This is a genomic window from Parasutterella sp. (genome assembly GCF_057870745.1).
Map to the genome: position 1 here is coordinate 1 of NZ_DBMALT010000007.1, position 16312 is coordinate 16312.

Here is a 16312-nt window from a genome sequence, read left to right on the forward strand (position 1 = left end):
AGCCTAGCTTCACAGCTTCGGCTCCAAGACTAAGTACCGGCTGTCTGCTCGACTTTACCGGGACAGGACTTTCACCTGCCTGTATATGTAGCGCCGAACTGGCGCACTGTCTATGGATTCCCGACCAACGTAGTCCGCCAAATGACGGCCTGAGGCTAGTCAACTAGAGGCTTTTTCAAGCCTCGGCCTTTAGGCCGAGGTAGTTGACTTTTGCTACTGTCTAAAGTCTTTTGTTGCACTGTAACTGATTCGATTTTCCATTTCATTCACTCCAGTTCGAATTGGTTAACAAGACCTAAAGTTGTCGTTATAATCAGCCGAAACCCTATTTTTTAGCTTCTTAATGGAGAAAAAACATGTCTAAACCTTTAGCCGGTACTAAGACCGAAAAGAATTTATGGACGGCCTTTGCCGGTGAATCCCAGGCTCGCAATAAATATGACTACTTTGCCGGTGTCGCCCGCAAAGAAGGTTTCCAGCAGATCGCCGCTATCTTCGAAGAAACGGCTTCTAACGAAAAAGCTCACGCCAAGATTTGGTTCAAAGAACTCCAGGGCATCGGCAATACTGCAGAAAACCTGAAGGCTGCCGCCAGCGGTGAACACTACGAATGGACCGATATGTACGACCAGTTCGCTAAGGACGCCGAGGAAGAAGGCTTCCCCGAACTCGCCGCTAAGTTCCGCGGTGTCGGCGCTATCGAAAAGCACCACGAAGAACGTTATCTGAAGCTCTTAAACAACGTCGAAATGCAGAAAGTTTTCGAAAAGAGCGAAATCGTTATGTGGCAGTGCCGTGAATGCGGTAACCTCGTTATCGGCCCGCGCGCTCCTGAAATCTGCCCCGTCTGCTCTCATCCGCAGGCTTATTTCCAGCTTCAGGAAACCAATTTCTAATTTGGTTGACTGACTTTCCGGCATGAGTCCCGAAAGACTTTCAAAGACAGAAGGACTCCGCCGAGAAGTAAAAAGACCCCAACAACAAGCGTCCATTTGGGCGCTTGTTGTTTATAAATTAGAGAATATATGACCGAGAAGATCGTCTCAAACACGATCATCTGACCGCTCAAGGCCACGGGCAAACGAGCGCTCATCATGTTCCAAAGCGCCATCCCAGCCCATCCGCAGATTAAACCTGCCGCGACCATCAGCAGCACGAACTTAACCGGTGTCTGTCCCAAAACCGCTCCTCCGTGGAGAAAGGTCTCAAAGTTCACCGCAACATAACAAAGCAGTGTCGCAGGCAGCATGGAAGCACCTTGTGCTGTTGTCCAAGCCAGCGGCGAAACGTTGAGGTGCTTCAGCAACCATTGACTGTTTCGGATCGGAAACCACGTCCATAACGCCATCGCTCCGAAGCTGCACAAAAAGCCCAGCCAATACTCGACAGAAGAAGTGGCCACAGAAATTTCTGAAAATTCGTCAATATTGCCGATCCACAAACCGATTAGAATCATCGCGAGCGGCAAAGAAAGACGCCGCCAGGGCACAACAACAGTGGTCTCTGCTCCGGGCCGATTCGTCAGCAGCGCAACGTTCAACGGGATTAATGCCATCAGCATCCCGGAAGTCGGAACGCCGGCCAAGCGAACTCCTTTCGTCAAAAGAACGTAATAGACGGCGTTCCCGAAAAAACCTAAGCAAAAGGCCTTGATCCAGTCCGATGTGGTCAAAAGCGCCAGCGTCTTTCGACAGTAGTAACAAATCACTAAACTTCCGATCGAATAGACGGTAAAACGCCCCATCGCTACGGTAGCGGGAGAATATTCAGGTAAAAGCAGCGGAATAATGTAAATAAAACCCCAAAGGGAGCATCCGAGTATTCCGTACAGCACGCCCAGAAACATTTATCTATCACCTGTTTTTCTTTTAACGCCTTAATCAATTAGACTTGAGGCTATCGGATTACCACCTAAAATTTAACCTCATTTAAGAAATAGGAGTCTAAATGTTAAAACGCTCGTTTTTGGCTATTCCGCTTGTGGCTGTACTCTCCATGAGTCTCTTGACAGCTTGTGGTGATAAAAAAGAGGCCGCTGCTCCGGCAAAGGCTGAAAAAGTTTTGCGCGTTGGCACCAATCCTACATTTGCACCGTTTGAATTTCAGGCTAAAGGTTCTAACGATCTGACCGGTTTCGATATTGACCTAGCTAAAGCACTTGGCAAACAGATGGGTTACAAAGTTGAACTCGTCAACCTCGGCTTCGATGGTCTGATTCCCGCGCTCTCCACAGGCAACATTGACCTCGCTGTCTCCGGAATGTCCATTACGGAAGAACGTAAGAACGCCGTTGATTTCTGCGATCCTTACTACACTTCAGGCCTGATTGTTTTAGTTCGTCCCGACGAAACCAACATCAAAGGCATCAATGATTTAGTCGGCAAAAGAATCGGTGCACAGATCGGCACAACAGGCGCTACAAAGGCCAGCTCTGTTAAAGGCGCTGACGTCAAACAGTACAACAACGCCAACGAACCGTTCATCGAACTCGACAACAAGGGCGTTGACGCCGTCATCAATGACCAGCCGGTCGTCGCTTACTACCTCGTGAACGGCGGCAAAGGCAAGATGGTCGGTGACATCATGGAAGCCGAGTACTACGGCATCGCTGCCAAAAAAGGAAACAAAGCGCTTGTAAAACAAGTAAATGAAGCCTTGGCAGCGCTTAAAAAGAACGGAGAATACGATAAAATCTACAAGAAGTGGTTCGGAGCTTGATCTGATCCCGCTGTAGAAAGAGAGGGCAGGAATCAACAGTTCCTGCCTGTTGTCATATCTAAACACTGAGAAAATCACATCACAATGGCTTTGGAACTTAACCTGAGCATCATCACGGAGAACCTGCCGCTCTTATTAAAAGGCGCCGGTATCACACTCGAAATTACTGCTCTTTCCGTGGGATTAGGCTTACTAATCGGTATGTTTGTCGGCGTCGCCAAACTTTCTGACAACCGACTCATACGAGGACTCGCTTCTGTCTACGTAGACTGTATCCGAGGCACGCCTCTGCTGGTTCAGATTTTCTTGGTTTACTTTGCTCTTCCTCAAATTATCGGACACCGAATCGATCCGTTCGTGGCAGCCGTCGGCGCCTGCTCGATTAACAGTGGCGCCTACGTTGCAGAAATCTTCCGCGCCGGTATTCAAAGCATCGACAAAGGACAGATGGAAGCTTCCAGAGCGCTCGGCCTCAACTGGTTCCAGGCCATGCGTTTTGTGATCATGCCGCAGGCGTTTAAGCGCATCATTCCGCCGCTCGGCAACGAATTCATCGCCATGCTAAAAGACTCCTCCTTGGTGTCCGTGATCGGTTTTGAAGAACTGACTCGTACCGGCCAGCTGATCATCTCCAGAACTTACGCCGCGTTTGAAATCTGGATTGTGGTCGCCCTCTTGTACCTCATCATGACTTTGGCCATTTCACGCTTTGTCGCTTTACTTGAAAAACGCTTCTCTAAAGGCACGAGAAAATAATCATGGAAGAAAAAGATTCAAAAACGATGATCTCTGTCAAACACCTCTCCAAAAAATTCGGTGAGGTGACAGTCCTCAAAGATATCAATCTGGATATCAAAGAAAAAGAAGTGGTCGTGATTATCGGACCGTCCGGAAGCGGCAAAAGTACGATTCTTCGCTGCCTGAACCACTTGGAAACACCGAGTGGCGGTGAGATCGTCATCGACGGCATCAAACTCGAAGAAGGTGCAAACCTGAACGCCATCCGCCGCGAAGTCGGTATGGTCTTCCAGAGATTTAACCTGTTCCCCAACATGACTGTTCTGCAGAACATCATGCTCGCGCCGATGCAGGTCCGCGGTAAATCTAAAGAAGAAGCTAAAGAAAAAGCCATGCGTCTACTCAAACGCGTCGGTTTGGAACATAAAGCCGATGCCATGCCGGATGAACTCTCCGGCGGCCAACAGCAGCGTGTTGCTATCGCCCGTGCCTTAGCCATGAACCCGAAAGCTTTGCTCTTTGATGAACCGACCAGCGCTCTTGACCCGGAAATGGTAAAGGAAGTTTTGGACGTTATGAAGTCGCTTGCAAAAGAAGGCATGACCATGGTGGTGGTCACACACGAAATGGGCTTCGCCAAGGAAGTCGGCGACCGCGTGATGTTCGTAGACGGCGGCTTAATTGTCGAAGAAGCCACACCTGAAGAATTCTTCTCTCATCCGAAGAACAAACGGACTCAGGATTTCCTCTCCAAGATCCTGTAGCCTCGGTTTCAGCTTTTCTTTTCTGCCAATCAGACCTTCGGGTCTGATTTTTTATTGAGAAAAGATTTTTCGTTTGCCTTTCTTAAATAGAATAGGATTTATCGTTTTTCCATAAAAATTTGCATAACAAGAGTACAAATATGAAAATTTCTCGTCTTTGCCTTCTTGCGGCGTCCCTTGCCGCAGTCCTGACCGTTACCGGCTGCGATGATAAAAAAACGGCTACTCCTGCTGCTCAGGCCTCTGCTGCTAAAACATATAACATCGGTGTTGTTCAGCTTGTCGAACATCAGGCGCTTGACGCTGCCAACAAGGGCTTTGTCGACGGCCTCGCATCCAAGGGTTTCGTAGAGGGCAAGAACGTCAAATTTGACTTCCAGAATGCTCAGGCGGATCAGTCCAACCTTCGCAATATCGCAACCCGTTTTACCGGCAATAAGGTTGACTTGATCGGCGCCATTGCAACGCCTGCGGCTCAGACTATGGCCAACGCCACGAACAAGATTCCTATCGTCGCAACCGCTGTCACCGATTTTGAAATCGCCAAGCTCGTCAAGAGCAATGACAAACCGGGGACCAACGTAACCGGGTCTTCCGATATGGCGCCCATCAGCAGCTTACTGGAACTGATCGTCAAAATTTATCCGAACGCCAAAAACGTCGGTGTGATGTACTCCTCCAGCGAAATCAATTCCGAACGTCAGGTTCAGATCTTCAAAGAAGAAGCCAAGAAGCACAATCTCAACGTTCGCGAAGCAACTGTCTCTAACGTTAATGACATCCAGCAGGCTGCTCAGAGCTTAGTGGGCAAGGTTGACCTTATCTATACACCGACGGACAACACCATTGCATCCGCTGTTCCGGCTCTAATCAAAATCACCGAAAAAGCCAAACTGCCAGTCTTTGCCGGGGAAGGCGGTGAAGTGAAAGGCGGAGCAACGGCCGCTATCGCGATTGATTACTACGAACTCGGCAAGATCGCAGGCACCATGGCGGCCGATATCCTTGAAGGCAAAGCCAAGCCAGAAACCATGCCGATCCAGTATCAGAAGAACTTCAAGACCGTTTTCAACGAAACCGCCGTTAAGAATCTCGGCTTGACCATCCCGGCTGATGTGAAGCACGAACTCGTTAAGTAATCAAAAGTTCTTTCGATGTTAGATTTAGTTTTATCCACCGTTTCTCAAGGCTTGCTGTGGGCCATTATGGCCCTCGGCGTCTTCCTTACTTTCCGCGTCCTGGATATCGCAGACTTGTCCGTTGAAGGCACCTTCCCTCTCGGTGCTGCTGTCGCAGCTACCTTGATCGACGCAGGTCACTCGGTTTGGTTTGCCATGCTGATTGCGCTGATCGCGGGCTGCATCGGCGGTACGGTCACCGCACTGCTGACCACCAAGCTTAAGATCCCGGCACTGCTTTCCGGCATTCTGACCATGATCGGCCTTTACTCCGTCAACCTCATGATCATGGGAAAAGCCAACGTCCCCCTGCTCCGCGCAGAAACCGTCTTTACGCTGACCGAGGATCTCTTCGGGGTTTCTTCGGTTGTCGCTACCCTGATTGTGGGTTTAATCGCAACGACAGTAGTCGGTGTGATCATGTATTGGTTCTTCGGCACTGTGCTGGGTACTGCTATTCGTGCCACCGGCTGCAACCCTCAGATGGCCCGTGCGCAAGGCATCAACACCAACGTCATGGTCATTCTCGGACTGCTTATCTCTAACGGTTTGGTCGCCCTTTCCGGCGCCCTCGTTGCCCAAAGCAACGGCTTTGCCGACGTGGGTATGGGTACCGGCACTATCGTCATCGGCTTGGCGTCGGTCATTATCGGTGAAGTGCTTTTCGGAACGCGCAGCTTTAAGAACTGGCTGATTTCCGTCGTGCTCGGCTCTGTGGTGTACCGCGCCGTGATCGCCATCGTTCTGGAACTGGGCATGCCGCCGAACGACCTCAAACTGTTCACCGCTGTTTTGGTTGCTATCGCACTTTCTCTGCCTTTGATCAAAAACAAATTCGCCATCATGAAGCGTTCGGAGGAAGCCGATGCTTAAGATTACTCATCTCCATAAGACTTTCTTCCCCAACACGCCGAATGAGAAAAAGGCGCTTCGCGGTGTGAACCTGACGCTCGAAGAAGGAGACTTTGTCACCGTTATCGGTTCCAACGGTTCCGGCAAATCTACTTTGATGAACTGCATTGCAGGCGTTTTTTATCCTGATAAAGGCCACATTCTCATTGACGGAGTCGACGTCACACGCATGCCCGAGCATGTTCGCGCCAAGTACATCGGACGAGTTTTCCAGGATCCGATGAAAGGAACGGCTGCCGATATGCAGGTAGCCGAAAACCTCGCAATGGCAAGCCGCCGTGGCAAACCTTTATCGCTCAAGTGGAGCTCTCAGAGTAGTCAGTTGGCTGAGTTCCGTGAGGCTTTGAAAGAGCTGGATTTAGGTCTTGAGAACCGTCTAGAAACCCGCATCGGAACGCTTTCCGGCGGCCAAAGACAATCCATCACGCTGCTGATGGCCACTCTGGTTCCGCCCAAGCTTTTACTTCTGGACGAACACACCGCTGCCTTAGACCCGAAAACGGCTGAGAAAGTCTTAAATCTGACGCAGAAGCGTGTTTCTGAGGGCAATCTCACCACGCTGATGATCACGCACAATATGCGAGATGCTCTGCGTTTCGGCAATCGTCTGATCATGATGCACGAAGGCCGTGTGGTGGTAGACGTAAAGGGAGAGCAAAAGAAGGAACTAACGATTCAGTCTCTCCTGGAGCTTTTCGAGAAGGCCAGCGGCGCAGAGTTCGATGATCCCGAAGCCCTGCTTACCGTCGACTAACAAAAACTTTTGAAATTCTTCCAGTCCCGGTCTGTTAAGAAAATAGGCCGGGATTTTTTATGAATTCAATTTTGTATCGCGGCGTACCGTCGTCATCCACTTGCTCGCGAACTTCGGAGCCGACGCCGCCCACATAAATCAGCGTTTTGCCCCGCCAAACCAAAGGCAGGTTCTTGCGTTCAAACTCAGGGATCCCTGCTTCCTGGAAGAGCATTTTGAGGGCTTTGCGGGGACGGAATTTATGAATCTTGATTTTCTCACCGCCGGAGCGCCGGCGAATCGAGAGCGGCTGAGCTTTCAGATAACCTTCGTTAAAGCCCTCTTCGGCCGGTGTAAAAACAAGCTTCCCGTTGTACTGTGGTAAGTCAATTTCAGGTTCTCCGTGCCATTCGACAATGATCTCAGCTTCGCTTTCCGGCTTTTCATGCTCGGTGACCATAAGACGAGACCCGTATTTGCGAATTTCTAAACCGTCGGAGAACATGAGACAGACACTTTGCTTTGTCGTCTCTTTGATCTGGCGAATCATTTCCAGCAGACGCGACCTCGGCAGGGGTTTAAAACCTACTCTGTCGAGCCACAATCTCAGAACCCGAGCTCTGCGTCCAGCAGGAAGTGCTAAAAAATCGTCAATACGAAGGTATTTCCCGTCGTTCTCAGACGCTTGATTAAAGTCGTCTTCGGCGACATCACGAAGCGTCTCTGCCGCTTCTGCTATCAGCTCTATGCTGCGGGCTGCGGCTGTTTTGAATCCCGGACGAATCTTTTCCAGTTCGGGAATGATGTTGTGCCGAATCGCGTTGCGAAGATATTTCGTATCTTCATTACTTTCATCTTCGACCCACTTGATACCTCGAATTTCGGCAAAACGTTCCAGTTCTGTCCTTTGAAACCCGAGCAGCGGACGCATAATCGTGCATCCGTCTTTGCGAAGCAGCGGAGGCATGGCGGCTAATCCCGCAGGACCTGAGCCTCTCATCCATTGAATAAGGAACGTTTCGAGCTGATCGTCTAAATGATGAGCCGTTAAGATCACGTCCGCCGCTGCCTTCCTCGCTTCCTCTTCGAGAACTTCATAACGAAGCTGACGCGCTTCAGCCTCAAAACCGGCGCCGCCCGAAGGCACTGTCACTTTTCTGAGAACAAACCGCACACCGCACTTCTTCGCGCGCTCTTCACAAAACTCAGCCCATTCGTTGGCGTGCTTTGAAAGGCCGTGGTGGACGTGGACCGCGGTAATTTCGCCGTAAGACTTTCCCTTGAGCTGGGAGACTGCGTAAAGCAGAACGGAGGAATCCAGACCGCCCGAGAAGGCGACAATCACATTGATCGGTTTCTCGCCGGAAGCAATCGGCAGTCCGTCGGCGGACAGCTGCAGCTGTCGGGCAGTATTTTCAAGAGCTGTCCGGACACGCGTTGTAATGCCGCGGACAGTTTTCTTTTCAGAAGGATTATTTTTCGACTTCGGCATATTTTCCGTAGTTGAGGAGCTTCTTGTAGCGTTCTTCCAGAAGCTCCTCGGTGCTCATGCGCTTCAGCGTGCGAAGGGAATCGCTCAAAGAACGCTTTAAGGTTTGGGCCATCGCTTCAGGATCGCGATGAGCGCCGCCTAAAGGCTCAGGCAGGATCTTGTCGATCAGACCGGCATCAAACAGCTGGTGAGCGGTCAATCCCAAGGCCTTTGCTGCATCCGGAGCCTTAGCTGCACTCTTCCACAAAATGGAAGCACAGCCTTCCGGCGAAATAACGGAATAAGTGGAATACTGAAGCATCTGAACGACATCAGCCACTGCAATCGCCAAGGCACCGCCGGAGCCGCCCTCGCCAATTACCGTTGCAACGATCGGCGTTTTCAGTCGACTCATCACAAAGAGGTTGTGACCGATCGCCTCGGACTGCCCGCGCTCTTCAGCGCCGATGCCCGGATAGGCACCCGGTGTGTCGACGAAGGTAAAGATCGGCATGGAGAACTTTTCGGCTGTCTGCATCAAGCGGAGCGCTTTGCGATAGCCTTCCGGACGGCTCATTCCGAAATTACGGAGCGTTCTTTCGCGCGTATCACGGCCCTTCTGATGTCCGATCACCGTAACCGGCTCACCGTTAAAACGAGCCATGCCGCCGACAATAGAAGGATCATCCGCGTAAGCACGATCACCGTGCAGTTCGTGGAAGTCCGTAAAAATCATGTTGATGTAATCCAGTGTGTACGGACGATTCGGATGGCGAGCCAAAAGCGACATTTCCCAAGGAGAAAGCTTATTGAAGATTTCTTTGAGAAGTTTGGCTTTTTTCTTTTCAAGCCCGTTGATGTCGCTTGTTAAATCCAAACCTTCGGATCCGGAGCTCATATCGCGGAGTTCCTGAATTTTTTCCTCAAGCTGAGCAACGGGTTTTTCAAATTCTAAGTAAGTGACTTTTGCCATGTTATTCCTTTAGTACTGCATCGGTCCGTTGTTAAGGCTTCGCCATAAATACCATGTGCCGGCGGTTTTCCATGGACCCCATTTGGCAATCACCGATGACATTTCTTCTTTTCGGTCGGCCGCTGACCATTCTTCAAACGCGATCTCCGGAAAATACGCTTGGCCGACGGCTTTGATAAAGCCGTAATCGAGCATTGGAGCAACATCCGGACGACGCAGCGCAAAGATCAAAAACATTTCCGCCGTCCAGGGGCCTACGCCTTTGATGGTACAAAGTTCCTTGATAATTTCCTCATTGGAACGATGCTGAAAGCCGTCGGCCGCATCCGGATTCTCGAGAAAAAAGCGACAGATATCAAAAACGTACTCAATCTTACGTTCGCTCAAACCTGCGGTCCTCAAGGTTCGACGATGTTTGCGGGTAATAATTTCAGGTTTTATTTCTTTACAGGCTTTAGCAAACCGTTCCCATATGTTGGCCGCCGCTTTAACGGAGATCTGCTGCCCGATCACGGAGCGCAGCAGCGTCTCAAAAGGATTCCCGCGAGTCGCAAGAAATCCTTCAGGATTGGCGCGAATGATTTGGGCCATGACGGGATCAGCTTCGGAAAGCTCCTTTTTAGCTTGATCCCACCATTCGGGTTTTTCGGTTTGCTCTGCCATAGAGATTAAGCTCTGCGCCAAGTCGTCACACCGCCGGGAGCATCTTCCAAAACAATATTCTTTTCTAAGAGCTCTTTACGGATTTCATCAGCTCTTGCCCAGTTCTTAGCAGCCTTTGCCGCCTTTCTTTCCGCGATCAAGGCTTCGACAGCTGCTTCGTCCACAGAATCCACGGCGCCTTTGACGAAGGCTTCTGGGTCTAGCTGGAGGATGCCAAGCACACCGCCGAGTTTTTTGAGCTGGCGTGCAAGTTCAGGAGACTTCGTTTGGTTGACTTCTTTGGCCAATTCGAAGAGAACAGCGACAGCCTGAGCCGTATTGAAATCGTCATCCATCGCTTCTTTGAACTGAGCGGCATACTTTTCGTTCCAGTCCAGAGGGTTGTCGTCTGCCGGCGTATTTTTGAGCGCCGTATAAAGACGAATCAGTGCCTGATGAGCGTCTTCGACCAAAGCAGAAGAGAAATCGATCGGGCTTCTGTAGTGGGAGCGCAGTAAGAAGAAACGGAGCGTTTCGTTGCCGTTCTTGTCGCCGTACTGAGTGTTCGTTTCCTTTAAAGCATCACGGATGGTCCAGAAGTTGCCGAGAGACTTACTCATTTTCTCGCCGTTGACGCGCAGCGGACCGGAGTGCATCCAGGTGTTCACGAACTTCTTACCGTTGGCAGCTTCACTCTGAGCGATTTCATTTTCATGGTGCGGGAACATCAAGTCAGGACCGCCGCCGTGAATATCAAAGGTTTCTCCAAGCAGATCACAGCTCATGGCAGAGCACTCAATATGCCAGCCGGGACGTCCTTTGCCCCATTTGGAATCCCACTCGGGTTCACCGGGTTTTGCTCTCTTCCAAAGTGCAAAGTCCAGCGGATCCTGCTTGGCTTCCTCAACTCTAACGCGCTCCCCGGGCTGCAGTTCGTCGACTTTCTTGCCGGACAAGGCGCCGTAGGGTTTAAATTTACGAACGGAGAAATCGACGTCACCATTCTTGTCCTGATAGGCATAGCCCTTTTCTTCGAGCTTCTCGATCAGGGCAAGCATCTTAGGAATGTATTGAGTCGCTCTCGGCTCAACGCTCGGAGGCAAGCAGCCGAGTTCATCGAGATCTTCCTGCATGCGCTTGGTATAGGTCTCGGCCAGTTCGGACGGCAGAATCTTGCGTTCAGCCGCACGTTTAATAATCTTGTCGTCAACATCGGTTACGTTGCGGACGAATTTGACGTCGTAGCCGCTCTCCTGGAGCCAGCGTCTTGCCACGTCAAAAGCGATAAATGTTCTTCCGTGTCCAATGTGGCAGTCATCGTAGACGGTAACGCCGCAAACATACATTCCGACTTTTTCGGGTGTAATGGATTTAAAGGGCTCCACGCTACGAGAGAGCGTATTGTAAATTTTTAAGGCCATCGGACTTCCTTTCGTTAATGGAACAGCCGGATTGAGTCGAAGCTTCCTAACTTCTGCTCGCACCGAGCCTAATTTGTTGATTTTACCAAATGGAAGCCTTCACACCTAGGCAGGAAACCGTCTGTACCAAAGACAAAGATACTCCTGACCTAAGTAGAAATCCTAGGGCTCAAGACTTGTCATAAACATCAGATCGTTTAGATTGGGAGAAGTTGTTCTAAGGAGATCGTTATGAAGCGTTTTACAATCGTCCTTGCTTTGCTGTCGTTACCTTTCATTGCCGGCTGCATGCACCACGGCCATTACTACAACGATCATCGTCCGTACGCCTCCGACGGCTACTACGGACCGCATCGTTATGACAATTCGGCCTATCCGCAATACCCTTGCGCAGAACCTCAGCAGAGAATGCCGCACCGCGGTTACCATCGGTACTAAACCGAAAAAGAATATTTGAGAGCATTCTTGAAAAAATCCTTTTCAAGAGCCTCCGTGAAAAAAAGCGAAAACCGGAGAACCGATTTTCGCTTTTGGTTTTTATGCAGTGCCGGAAAATTTTCCGGACTGGATTTTCACAATATCACTTGATTTCCATCGACTTCACGGTTTTATCGATGTCACCGCAGGCAGCCATAACGCCAGTCAAACGTCCGAACGTCAAAGCTCTGCCGTGATTCATGCCCGGGCAAATGGTCGGATAGTCGCCGGATCCGAAGTAGTCACCGGCCGCGGCGCCGCAAACGTAGAGGCCTTCGATCGGTTTATCGTTCTTGTCTAAAACATGAAGGCTAGGATCAGTATGCAAACCGCCGGACATTGCGAGGAGTGTGCTCACAAGACGGCCGGCATAGAACGGGCCCTTCTGAATCGGAGTAAGCAGTTCGGGACGCTTGCCGAAATCATCGTCATGGCCTTTAGCCGCAAGTTCGTTGTAGCGAGTTACGGTTGCTTTAAGGGCTTCTACAGGAACGCCCATCTTCTGAGCAAGTTCATCAAGTGTATCGGCAACGACAACCTTACCGTCCTTGATGTGCTGCGCCTGGGAAGCCTTTTCAATTTCAACGTTCCAGCCGTTGCCCCAAGGCTGCCACATTTGTCCGTAGAAAAGACCGCCGGCGAGGTTGCCGTCAACCTGTTTCTTCACGTCCTGTGTCCAGTTGGAGTCGTAGACCGTCCATGCAATTCCGTGCGGCTGAAGTTCTTTAGAGCAAGACTTGGACTGGGTGTTGACGTCTTCGTTCATAAAACGTTCGCCGTTGGCGTTCACATGCAGGAAACCGTAGCTGCCGGCGCCGGCCTCTAAGTGAACCGTTGCTGCATGGTTATCGTTCTTCTGCATCACGCCGCCGGCCTGCATCGTCATGATGTGGGCGTCACCGGTGTTGGATTTTGTCGGGAAGTAGATCTGTGCATCGGCGTGCAGAGAATACGGGGCAAAAGCCTTTCTCATCTCTTCATTGGAGCCGTAGCAGCCGGTTGCAATGATGACGCCTTTTGCGGCATTGATCTGGGTATAGTTATTCGGTCTGCCGGCGATGAGACCGGTAACGCGCTTGTTAGCGTCCTGAATGAACTGGACGGCAGGAGTACGGTACATCAGTGTGACGCCGGCTTTCTTCAGTTCTTCTTCAAAGCAAGGCATGAGCGCGACATTGCCGATGCCTTCGGAGTTACCGTATGTGTAGTCAAGATTGATGTTCTTGTTGTAGAAGAAGTGCGTGACGGGGAATTCGGTGTAAGTCGGGCCTTTGTAATAGCCTTCCCAAAGTGTCACATTGGTGTCGTGTTTGCCGGCAATGTCAATGGCCCAATCCATGCAGTCACCGCACTTTCTAGCAAACATCCAAAGCAGGCGTTCATCCATTCTGCCTTGGCCCCATGCCACCAGACGGCGGACGATTTCGGCGGCATCAATATCGATACCCATCTTTTTCTGCAGAGAACTATTAAAGGCAGTGATATGACCGCCTCGACAGCTCCAGCCGCGGTTTTTTTCAACTAAAACGACTTTAGCACCTTCCTGAGCGGCTGTCAGTGCGGCTGCTGCCACTTTTCAGGAATATCACCGGCGTGCGCTGCAGTTCCGGCCATAGCTGCGCCTGTCGCGGCTAACGTGCTTTTAAGAAAACCGCGGCGAGAAAGTTCAACTTTTGACATTTTTATTCTCCTTGGTGAGAAGTTAAGTAATTAAGGGACTTGGATGCTTTGTGCGCCTTTGTGACATTCGGCGCAGGCAATTACGGACTGAGAGTGGCCTTTGTGACACTGAAGGCATTCGAACGTATCGAAATGGGTTTTGTGAATGTTGGCGACCTTCTTGCCTTCGATTTCTAAAGCTTTGCCAGCAGACTCTTCTCCATGACATTTTTGACAGGAGGCTTCGGAGACATTTGAGCTCGAAGGTTTGCCTTCCATGTGGCAGGCGGCGCAGTCCTGACCTTTAGCTGCATGAAGGTCTGCAACGCCCGCGGCTGAGGCGTTCAGCATAAATGCGCCAAAAGCTGCAAAGGTTAATACGACTAATTGTTTGTTCATCTTTCTTCCTTGTTCGAGGATGTTTTCAATATAAAAATGATGAACAACACTTGTTGTCAGCTATCTGACACTTTTACCAATGCCCTTTTGCTGCCGCTCCAAAAGTGTCAGGAAGCTGACGGTTTTTCTCGTCTTTTGCGAATGCGAACGGATGGTTGAACTCCGTTTTCCAGCCAGTCAAAACAGCCGTCAATGAACTTTTTAGAGAGTTGCGTTTCGCCTTTCTTTCTCACGATGTCTCCGTTTGACTCAATTTCCGTATGAACTGAAGAAACCGATTGTCGGGAGGCGTTCACAAAGGCTGAGAGCTCAACAGCGGTCAGTGTCAACGGAATACTGACAAAACTTTTTTTCTCTGTGGTTTTTCCGAAAGAAGCCGCCAGACTTGCGTAAAGAACCTGAAGGCGATCGGGAAGCGTTAAGGTCGAGTTGGCGATTAATGCTTCCATGCAGGATTCGTGATGCGCAATCACCGACAGCGTATGCGCATGCAAAAGCTCCGGGTTTTGGATAAGGAAGTCCCTGAAGATATCTCGTTTGATCAAGCGAACTTCCGAGTCGCGAAACGCACTGTCGTAAACGTTAACGGACTCATGAGTCAGACCGTCTACGTCTCCCATCAAGGAACCGGGAGGGATAAGCGAAAGATAATGATTTTTAAGGTGCTTATCCGGAAACGAGAATACGCCTAGGCCGCAGAGGACCAAAGCGATTTCTCCTGCGTCACCGCCGTTAAAAATCGAAGCGCCCTGCTTGAGGCGAAGATAACGCCCGTACTGATTGAAGAACTGTTGTATTCGCGGATCGATCTGAGGATGGATCCACGGCAATTGGCGAAAAACTTGTCTCATGATCTCCTTCCGTCACCCTCAGACTACACACCCGCAGGATTTTTTGCACTTGTGACTTTCTCTAAGCAGAGGCCGAGAAAAGTCCGAATTCGGTCTCCGCAGTTGTAAATATTCTTGATTTTTGCGTTGTTTAGCCGAATTCCATAGAATCTTGACTAACATGTAAGTTTGTTCAAACAATAAGTACAGGTTCAATATGCGTCTGCCCTTGATCTTCGGTTGTGCAGTCCTCTCCGGTTTGCTTCTTTCAGCTCAGGTTTCCGCACAGGATAGCGTTCCGCTCTTCGGTGATAAGACCCCGGACATTGTGAATCCGGCCCGCTCGGTATCCCAGCTGATCAGCCGAGGCAAATACGCAGATGCCATGAATCTCGCAGACAAAGAATTGGCTGTCAATCCGCAGAACGTCAACCTTCGCTTCCTTCGAGGCGTTATCTTCATGGAAACGAAGAAAAATGACGAGGCAAAAAGAGTTTTTGAACAGCTGATTCGCGAATATCCCGAAATCGCAGATTCCTACAACAACCTCGCCGTCATCTATGCCGGCGAAGGCAACCTCGGACGCGCCCAGGATCTTCTGGAGCGTGCGCTGATGAACAACGCCTCATCCGTCACGACTTATTCCAACCTCGGTGATATTTACGCTGCTAAAGCTGCCGATATGTATGCCAAGGCGGCACGTTTGGCACCCAAGAACGGACGTTTAAAGGAAAAAGCTCAAATTGCTCAGGATCTGACGATTCGGACCGCTCCTTAATCTATTCTTTGCTGCAGGCATTCTCCTGCAGAATGTTTTTTAGGATTTAACTCCATGTTTAATGTCAAAAAACTGGCTTTCGGCGCCGCAATGCTGGCTGCCTCTGCTGTTTGCTTTGCTGCTCCTAAAGTTGAAATCGTTACCTCGGAAGGCAACATCGTTGTCAACCTTAACGAGAAAGCTGCTCCGACGACAGTAGCTAACTTCGTCAAGTATGCAAAAGAAGGTTTTTATAACGGTACGATTTTCCATCGCGTCATCAACAACTTCATGATTCAGGGCGGCGGTTTTGACCGCAATCTGCATCAGAAGAGCACGCACGCTCCGATCAAACTCGAAGATAAGAACGGTCTGAAAAACACCGTCGGTACCATTGCAATGGCCCGTACGAACAATCCTGATTCTGCTACCAGCCAGTTCTTCATCAACCTGAAAGACAACGACTTCCTTAACGGCACATCCACGAAGGACGGTTACGCTGTTTTCGGTGAAGTCGTCACCGGTATGGATGTCGTTCGCAAGATCGGCCGTGCTCCGACAGGATCCAAGGGTTTCATGGATGATGTCCCGGTTCGTCCCGTCATCATCGAATCCGTCAAAGTTTTAAAGTAATTTTTTA

General features: G+C 50.2%; 19 protein-coding genes. 10 read left to right on the forward strand and 9 right to left on the reverse strand.

The genetic code is table 11. From position 1 onward, the window contains the following. Positions 1-356: 356 nt before the first annotated feature. Positions 357-896, forward strand: a complete 540-nt coding sequence (gene rbr, locus ACZND6_RS02985; RefSeq protein WP_008810906.1) for a rubrerythrin — start codon at positions 357-359, stop codon at positions 894-896. Here rbr and ACZND6_RS02990 read toward each other — a convergent pair. After that, complete coding sequence (locus ACZND6_RS02990) at positions 893-1846, reverse strand: DMT family transporter (RefSeq protein ID WP_300877134.1); 954 nt, start codon at positions 1844-1846, stop codon at positions 893-895. The two genes, rbr and ACZND6_RS02990, sit on opposite strands and share 4 nt — an antisense overlap. 101 nt (positions 1847-1947) lie before the next feature. On the opposite strand from ACZND6_RS02990, the gene ACZND6_RS02995 reads away from it, so the two are divergent. The 6 genes from ACZND6_RS02995 to ACZND6_RS03020 all read left to right on the forward strand — a co-directional run bounded on the left by ACZND6_RS02995 (position 1948) and on the right by ACZND6_RS03020 (position 7064). After that, positions 1948-2718 (forward strand): basic amino acid ABC transporter substrate-binding protein, encoded by a 771-nt coding sequence (locus ACZND6_RS02995; protein WP_008810904.1) that lies wholly within the window; start codon positions 1948-1950, stop codon positions 2716-2718. Positions 2719-2802: 84 nt separating this feature from the next. After that, entirely contained in the window at positions 2803-3474 is a 672-nt protein-coding gene (locus ACZND6_RS03000; RefSeq protein WP_008810903.1) for an amino acid ABC transporter permease, read from the forward strand. A gap of 2 nt (positions 3475-3476) precedes the next feature. After that, positions 3477-4220, forward strand: a complete 744-nt coding sequence (locus ACZND6_RS03005; RefSeq protein ID WP_472925431.1) for an amino acid ABC transporter ATP-binding protein — start codon at positions 3477-3479, stop codon at positions 4218-4220. Positions 4221-4360: 140 nt separating this feature from the next. Continuing rightward, positions 4361-5359, forward strand: a complete 999-nt coding sequence (locus tag ACZND6_RS03010; protein WP_008810901.1) for an ABC transporter substrate-binding protein — start codon at positions 4361-4363, stop codon at positions 5357-5359. A gap of 15 nt (positions 5360-5374) precedes the next feature. Then, positions 5375-6271 (forward strand): ABC transporter permease, encoded by an 897-nt coding sequence (locus ACZND6_RS03015; RefSeq protein WP_008810900.1) that lies wholly within the window; start codon positions 5375-5377, stop codon positions 6269-6271. Further along, positions 6264-7064, forward strand: a complete 801-nt coding sequence (locus ACZND6_RS03020) for an ABC transporter ATP-binding protein (RefSeq protein ID WP_008810899.1) — start codon at positions 6264-6266, stop codon at positions 7062-7064. The genes ACZND6_RS03015 and ACZND6_RS03020 overlap by 8 nt, the downstream gene beginning before the upstream one ends. A gap of 34 nt (positions 7065-7098) precedes the next feature. Here ACZND6_RS03020 and tilS read toward each other — a convergent pair whose 3' ends face one another. Genes tilS through cysS form a run of 4 tightly spaced genes read right to left on the reverse strand, consistent with a single transcriptional unit; the run spans position 7099 to position 11550 of the window. Further along, entirely contained in the window at positions 7099-8535 is a 1437-nt protein-coding gene (gene tilS, locus ACZND6_RS03025) for a tRNA lysidine(34) synthetase TilS (protein WP_293737257.1), read from the reverse strand. After that, positions 8516-9487 carry an acetyl-CoA carboxylase carboxyltransferase subunit alpha gene (locus ACZND6_RS03030; RefSeq protein ID WP_489524382.1) on the reverse strand — a complete coding sequence of 324 codons (972 nt, stop codon included), beginning with the start codon at positions 9485-9487 and terminating at the stop codon, positions 8516-8518. The genes tilS and ACZND6_RS03030 overlap by 20 nt, the downstream gene beginning before the upstream one ends. 9 nt (positions 9488-9496) lie before the next feature. After that, positions 9497-10150, reverse strand: coding sequence for a DNA-3-methyladenine glycosylase family protein (locus tag ACZND6_RS03035; protein WP_039895881.1), 654 nt, complete (start codon positions 10148-10150; stop codon positions 9497-9499). Positions 10151-10155: 5 nt separating this feature from the next. Beyond that, positions 10156-11550 (reverse strand): cysteine--tRNA ligase, encoded by a 1395-nt coding sequence (gene cysS, locus ACZND6_RS03040; RefSeq protein ID WP_489524383.1) that lies wholly within the window; start codon positions 11548-11550, stop codon positions 10156-10158. Positions 11551-11781: 231 nt separating this feature from the next. Here cysS and ACZND6_RS03045 point away from each other — a divergent pair, with 231 nt between their 5' ends. Then, a complete protein-coding gene (locus ACZND6_RS03045) occupies positions 11782-11988 on the forward strand; it encodes a hypothetical protein (RefSeq protein WP_022100471.1) in 207 nt (68 codons plus the stop codon). A gap of 142 nt (positions 11989-12130) precedes the next feature. On the opposite strand, the gene ACZND6_RS03050 is transcribed toward ACZND6_RS03045, so the two are convergent. The 4 genes from ACZND6_RS03050 to ACZND6_RS03065 all read right to left on the reverse strand — a co-directional run bounded on the left by ACZND6_RS03050 (position 12131) and on the right by ACZND6_RS03065 (position 14936). Beyond that, positions 12131-13600: an FAD-dependent oxidoreductase gene (locus ACZND6_RS03050; RefSeq protein WP_489524384.1), complete on the reverse strand. Its 1470-nt coding sequence runs from the start codon at positions 13598-13600 to the stop codon at positions 12131-12133. Next, the gene (locus tag ACZND6_RS03055; RefSeq protein WP_489524385.1) at positions 13582-13707 is read right to left on the reverse strand and encodes a twin-arginine translocation signal domain-containing protein; all 126 of its coding nucleotides are present in this window, start codon (positions 13705-13707) and stop codon (positions 13582-13584) included. The genes ACZND6_RS03050 and ACZND6_RS03055 overlap by 19 nt, the downstream gene beginning before the upstream one ends. Positions 13708-13737: 30 nt before the next feature. Further along, complete coding sequence (locus tag ACZND6_RS03060) at positions 13738-14085, reverse strand: cytochrome c3 family protein (RefSeq protein ID WP_293737255.1); 348 nt, start codon at positions 14083-14085, stop codon at positions 13738-13740. A 107-nt stretch (positions 14086-14192) separates the two neighbouring features. Then, the gene (locus ACZND6_RS03065; protein ID WP_293737254.1) at positions 14193-14936 is read right to left on the reverse strand and encodes a Crp/Fnr family transcriptional regulator; all 744 of its coding nucleotides are present in this window, start codon (positions 14934-14936) and stop codon (positions 14193-14195) included. A gap of 196 nt (positions 14937-15132) precedes the next feature. Between ACZND6_RS03065 and ACZND6_RS03070 the strand changes: the two genes are divergently transcribed. Both ACZND6_RS03070 and ACZND6_RS03075 read left to right on the forward strand, forming a co-directional pair. After that, positions 15133-15693: a tetratricopeptide repeat protein gene (locus ACZND6_RS03070; RefSeq protein ID WP_008863347.1), complete on the forward strand. Its 561-nt coding sequence runs from the start codon at positions 15133-15135 to the stop codon at positions 15691-15693. A 54-nt stretch (positions 15694-15747) separates the two neighbouring features. Beyond that, positions 15748-16305 (forward strand): peptidylprolyl isomerase, encoded by a 558-nt coding sequence (locus ACZND6_RS03075; RefSeq protein ID WP_008810889.1) that lies wholly within the window; start codon positions 15748-15750, stop codon positions 16303-16305. The last annotated feature ends 7 nt before the right edge of the window (positions 16306-16312 follow it).

Excerpts from the sequence above, each read along its gene's own strand:
- rbr (WP_008810906.1), top strand. The coding sequence starts at position 357 with ATGTCTAAACCTTTAGCCGGTACTAAGACCGAAAAGAATTTATGGACG.
- ACZND6_RS02990 (WP_300877134.1), bottom strand. The coding sequence starts at position 1,846 with ATGTTTCTGGGCGTGCTGTACGGAATACTCGGATGCTCCCTTTGGGGT.
- ACZND6_RS02995 (WP_008810904.1), top strand. The coding sequence starts at position 1,948 with ATGTTAAAACGCTCGTTTTTGGCTATTCCGCTTGTGGCTGTACTCTCC.
- ACZND6_RS03000 (WP_008810903.1), top strand. The coding sequence starts at position 2,803 with ATGGCTTTGGAACTTAACCTGAGCATCATCACGGAGAACCTGCCGCTC.
- ACZND6_RS03005 (WP_472925431.1), top strand. The coding sequence starts at position 3,477 with ATGGAAGAAAAAGATTCAAAAACGATGATCTCTGTCAAACACCTCTCC.
- ACZND6_RS03010 (WP_008810901.1), top strand. The coding sequence starts at position 4,361 with ATGAAAATTTCTCGTCTTTGCCTTCTTGCGGCGTCCCTTGCCGCAGTC.
- ACZND6_RS03015 (WP_008810900.1), top strand. The coding sequence starts at position 5,375 with ATGTTAGATTTAGTTTTATCCACCGTTTCTCAAGGCTTGCTGTGGGCC.
- ACZND6_RS03020 (WP_008810899.1), top strand. The coding sequence starts at position 6,264 with ATGCTTAAGATTACTCATCTCCATAAGACTTTCTTCCCCAACACGCCG.
- tilS (WP_293737257.1), bottom strand. The coding sequence starts at position 8,535 with ATGCCGAAGTCGAAAAATAATCCTTCTGAAAAGAAAACTGTCCGCGGC.
- ACZND6_RS03030 (WP_489524382.1), bottom strand. The coding sequence starts at position 9,487 with ATGGCAAAAGTCACTTACTTAGAATTTGAAAAACCCGTTGCTCAGCTT.
- ACZND6_RS03035 (WP_039895881.1), bottom strand. The coding sequence starts at position 10,150 with ATGGCAGAGCAAACCGAAAAACCCGAATGGTGGGATCAAGCTAAAAAG.
- cysS (WP_489524383.1), bottom strand. The coding sequence starts at position 11,550 with ATGGCCTTAAAAATTTACAATACGCTCTCTCGTAGCGTGGAGCCCTTT.
- ACZND6_RS03045 (WP_022100471.1), top strand. The coding sequence starts at position 11,782 with ATGAAGCGTTTTACAATCGTCCTTGCTTTGCTGTCGTTACCTTTCATT.
- ACZND6_RS03055 (WP_489524385.1), bottom strand. The coding sequence starts at position 13,707 with ATGTCAAAAGTTGAACTTTCTCGCCGCGGTTTTCTTAAAAGCACGTTA.
- ACZND6_RS03060 (WP_293737255.1), bottom strand. The coding sequence starts at position 14,085 with ATGAACAAACAATTAGTCGTATTAACCTTTGCAGCTTTTGGCGCATTT.
- ACZND6_RS03065 (WP_293737254.1), bottom strand. The coding sequence starts at position 14,936 with ATGAGACAAGTTTTTCGCCAATTGCCGTGGATCCATCCTCAGATCGAT.
- ACZND6_RS03070 (WP_008863347.1), top strand. The coding sequence starts at position 15,133 with ATGCGTCTGCCCTTGATCTTCGGTTGTGCAGTCCTCTCCGGTTTGCTT.
- ACZND6_RS03075 (WP_008810889.1), top strand. The coding sequence starts at position 15,748 with ATGTTTAATGTCAAAAAACTGGCTTTCGGCGCCGCAATGCTGGCTGCC.